This is a genomic window from Pantoea sp. CTOTU46764, from assembly GCF_031974595.1.
In the GTDB taxonomy this organism is placed as follows: domain Bacteria; phylum Pseudomonadota; class Gammaproteobacteria; order Enterobacterales; family Enterobacteriaceae; genus Pantoea; species Pantoea trifolii.
Map to the genome: position 1 here is coordinate 590 of NZ_DALYOQ010000117.1, position 4,360 is coordinate 4,949.

The 4,360-nt window shown below is 57.9% G+C and carries 4 protein-coding genes and 1 pseudogene; all 5 read right to left on the minus strand.

Annotation, left to right across the window (positions count from 1 at the left end; genetic code table 11):
- A pseudogene (locus RTM06_RS22465) lies at positions 1–273 on the minus strand (ethylammeline chlorohydrolase); the annotation flags it as partial.
- Positions 273–1,463 (minus strand): amidohydrolase family protein, encoded by a 1,191-nt coding sequence (locus RTM06_RS22470; protein WP_312184762.1) that lies wholly within the window; start codon positions 1,461–1,463, stop codon positions 273–275. The pseudogene RTM06_RS22465 and the gene RTM06_RS22470, both read right to left, overlap by 1 nt.
- 20 nt (positions 1,464–1,483) lie before the next feature.
- Positions 1,484–2,488 carry an ABC transporter ATP-binding protein gene (locus RTM06_RS22475; protein WP_312184763.1) on the minus strand — a complete coding sequence of 335 codons (1,005 nt, stop codon included), beginning with the start codon at positions 2,486–2,488 and terminating at the stop codon, positions 1,484–1,486.
- Positions 2,485–3,468 (minus strand): ABC transporter ATP-binding protein, encoded by a 984-nt coding sequence (locus RTM06_RS22480; protein ID WP_312184764.1) that lies wholly within the window; start codon positions 3,466–3,468, stop codon positions 2,485–2,487. The genes RTM06_RS22475 and RTM06_RS22480 overlap by 4 nt, the downstream gene beginning before the upstream one ends.
- Positions 3,469–3,478: 10 nt before the next feature.
- Positions 3,479–4,360 (minus strand): ABC transporter permease (locus RTM06_RS22485; protein WP_312184765.1); only part of this gene is annotated, 882 nt, incomplete at its 5' end.

Here is a 4,360-nt window from a genome sequence, read left to right on the forward strand (position 1 = left end):
GGCGACGATGCGCCCTTTTTTCCAGCCGGGCTGGTTGTCGAAGGCCAGCACGGTGGTATCGAGGTCGCCGAGTGCATCAAGGTCAATAAATCCCGGCCCCACCAGACAATTCCCGGCGTTAATCTCTTCATTCACCTCGCCAGGATAATCAAAACCCACAAACAGAATGCGTTCGCCCTGCCACACCACTTCGCCATCCGCCAGCAGGCAGTGATCGCCATCGCGATAGCCCACCACCCACGCGGCGCGCAGTCGGGTTACTTTTTCGCTCATCAGAACAGGCACTCCCCGTCAGCGGCGATCAGTTTGCCGCCTTTGAATACCTTACGGTCGCGCGGCAACTCCACCAGCGCTTCCACCATGCTACGGCCGGGAATCAACACCAAATCGGCGCGATTGCCGGGCTGCAAACCATAATTGTCCAGCGTCATCACGCGGGCACCGCCAAAGGTAATGGTGTGCGCCGCGCGCATAATCTGGCGATCCTGACGCCAGCGATAGCGCAGCCCCATGGTGACGGCGCGTTGCAACATATCGCCGCTGCCGTAAGGGCTCCAGGTATCGCGCACGCCGTCATTACCGGCGCAAAATGCCACGCCCGCGTCGGTGAGCAATTCATAAGGCGGAACCGCGATATCCGCCGGCGCGGTTGTTGCAACCGACATTCCCAGCTCCGCCATCTCTTCGGCAAACTGTTGTTGGCGCGCCGGTTCGACCATGCCGAGACAGAAGCCGTGGCTGAGCGTGACGCGATTATGCATCTGATAACGGCGGGTAAAATCAATCAGCAACTCAAGGCTAAACGCGCCCAGTTCACCGCGTTCGTGCAGATGAATATCCACTTTTTTGCCGTGACGAACCGCCAGCTCGAAGATGATCTGCAGATGGCGTACCGGATCTTTATCGTATGAACAGGGATCTAAACCGCCCACCAGCTCGGCGCCCATTTGCAGCGCGCGATCCAACAGCACTTCAGTGCCGGGACTTTGCAAAATGCCGCTTTGCGGAAACGCCACTATCTCAATATCCACCTGATCGGCCAGCCGACGCCGTGTTTCCAGCACGCCTTCCAGATTCGCCAGACCGATTTCGTTATCAATATCAACATGGGTGCGAATAAATGAGGTACCTGCCGCGATGGCGCGACGCGTGATACGTTCTGACTGCAACTGCGGATCGGGCTGCTGCTCGCGGCGATAATCGCGTTCATTGGCGATGATCGCCGCCAGATTGCGTGGCACTTCGTTGCGATACCAGTCTCGTCCCAGCAAGGTTTTGTCGAGATGTGCATGGCCATCCACTAAGCCAGGAAATGCCTGCATGCCGCTGGCATCGATGACTTTTGCGCCTGCGGGCACCGGCAAATTATGGCCACGCGTCGCGATAACGCCATTTTCGAGCAACAGATCAACGGGCTGGATCTCATCAAACGGCATAACATTTTGAATTAATAGACTTTCCATCGGCGATCTCCTTGTAACGTTCAGGCTGCGGCGACGGCCGCAGGGAAATGGCACTCAATCTGATGCTCATCAGACAGATCATGTACCGGCGGCATCGCTTGCTGACACAGCGGCTGGGCGTGACTGCAGCGGGCGGCAAAGGCACAACCGAGCGGTGGCGACATCGGATTGGGCGCTTCGCCAACGATCGGTTCACGTTCAGTCGAGGGATTATCGAACTGTGGAATCGCGGCAATCAGTAGACGCGTGTAAGGATGCGCGGGACGGGAAAAAATCTCCTCCACCGTGCCTTGCTCCACGATACGGCCGAGGTACATCACGCCGACCCGATCGGAGATGTGGGAAATCACCGCCATGTTATGGCTGATGAAAAAGTAGGTCAGCCCGTGCTGTTGCTGCAAACGACGCATCAGATTTAACACCTGCGCCTGCACCGAAACGTCGAGCGCCGACGTCGGCTCATCACAAATCAGAAAGCCTGGCTGCGTGGCCAGGGCGCGAGCAATCGAGATGCGTTGGCGCTGGCCGCCGGAGAACTCATGCGGAAACTTATCCAGATCGTTAGCGGAAAGCCCAACCTGCTCCAGCAGTTGTCCGCAATAGCTTCTTGCCTGCCGCGTGCTGCCGACCTTTTTACTCAGCACTAACGGCTCGGCCAGTGAACGTCCGATGCGCCAGCGCGGATTGAGGCTGGCATAGGGATCCTGGAAGATCATCTGGGTGCCATTTTGCGCGCTGTTGCTGTCGCTCACCTCGCCTTGCCAGGCAAATTTTATTGAGCCTTCTGATGGCATATAAAGCCCGGCCAGCGCCCGCGCAATGGTGGATTTGCCGCAGCCGGATTCGCCGACGATGCTAAAGGTTTCGCCCTGGCGGATGGAGATATTGATGCCGCGCACCGCATGCAGTTCACGCTTCGCACCGCGCCGCAACAGCGAAGTCCGCTTTTCGCGTCCGAGCTGAAAACGAATGTGCAGATCGCGCACGCTTAATACTTCCGGCGGCAGCGCTTTTTCACTTTTCATGGCGTTTCTCCATACGGATAAAAGCAGGCGATTTGTGACAAATGGCTGAACTGCATCTCCGGTTGTTGTCGTTGGCAGCGCTCAGTGACATGTGGACAGCGAGGATGAAAGGCGCAGCCGCCCGGCAGCGTATTAAGACGTGGCATTGCGCCGTCGATCTGAGCCAGAAACTCATGGCGTTCGCGCATGGAAGGAATCGAGTTAATCAGGCCGCGCGTATACGGATGTTTGGGCGAACGAATCACTTCTTCCACTGGCCCCATTTCGACGATGCGACCGGCGTAGAGCACCGCCACTCGCGAGCACACTTCCGCTACCACGCCCATATCATGGGTGATCAGCATCACGGCGGTACCGTGCTGCTGACAGAGACGCTTGAGCACGCGTAATACCTGCGCCTGAACTGATACATCCAGCGCGGTAGTGGGCTCATCGGCTATCACCAACTGCGGATCCACGCACAGCGCCAGCGCAATCACCACACGTTGCCGCATGCCGCCGGAAAGCTGATGCGGATATTGATGCATTCGCTGCGCCGGGCTACTCATCCCCACTTCGGTCAGCAGGTTGATGGCGCGTTCACTGGCTTGCGCCGCCGAGAGCGGTAAATGGGTACGGATGGTTTCAGTCAGTTGCTGGCCGATGGTCAGCACCGGATTGAGGCTGGTAAGCGGATCCTGAAAAATACAGCTGATGGCTTTGCCGCGCAGTTGGCGACGCGCATCGTCATCCAGGTTATCAATCCGCTGGCCCTGAAACCAAATCTCACCACTCTTGACGCGTCCGGGCTCCTGCAACAGCCCGCTGATTGCCGCGCCGGTCAGTGATTTCCCCGCACCGGATTCACCGACCATGCCGAGCACTTCTCCCGGCTGCATGCTGAGCGACAGATGGTGTATCGCCTGCAAATTGCCCTTGCGATGGAGAAACTCAATGCTGAGATCTCTGACGTCCAGTAACGTCTCGTTGGCTGGCTGCATCGTTCGGCTCCTAACGTAATTTCGGGTTAAGGGCGTCCAGCAACCAATCGCCCAGCATGTTGAATGAGAGAGAAAGGATCACCAGCAGCGCGGCGGGAAAAGCCACAATCCACCACTGTCCGGAGAACAGATATTGGTTGCCTTCATTAATTAAGGTGCCCAGCGAGGGCTGATCCGGCGGCATGCCGACGCCAAGAAACGAGAGCGTCGCTTCGGTCAGAATCGCCACGCCCAGATGCAGCGTTGCCATCACAAGCACCGGACGCAGCACGTTCGGCACGATATGGCGCAGCATAATATGCAGATGATTGGCGCCGCTGATGCGGGAAGCCATCACGTATTCGCGCCCTTTCTCCAGCATGGTCAAGCCTCGCACGGTGCGGGCGTATTGCATCCAGCCGGTTAGCGCAATCGCGCCGGTGAGGATGGCCGGCGCGAAGTGCCCCATCAGCTCTTTGGGGATCACCACGCGCGCCACGCCGCTCACCAGCAGCGTGAACATAATGGTTGGAATGCTCAGCATCGCATCGGCAAAACGCATGATCAGCGTGTCCACTATACCGCCGAAGTAGCCGCTCAATACGCCCAGCGCCACGCCGAGCAGCACTGATAACAGCACGCTGATGCCGCCAATAATTAGCGAGATATTCAGGCCATAGAGCATCAGCGACAGAATATCGCGCCCTTGCACATCGGTTCCCAGCCAGAAGCGCGCGTCGCCACCGCTCATCCACGATGGCGGCAATTCGGAGTCCATCAGGTCAAATGTGGTGGTATCGAACACATTGTGTGGCGCAATCCAGTGGCTGGTCAGCGAGCAGAGCAAGATCAGCAGGCAGCAGGTGAAGGCCAGCACCGTGCTTTTGCTGCGCCAGAATAGCCAAAGCAGATC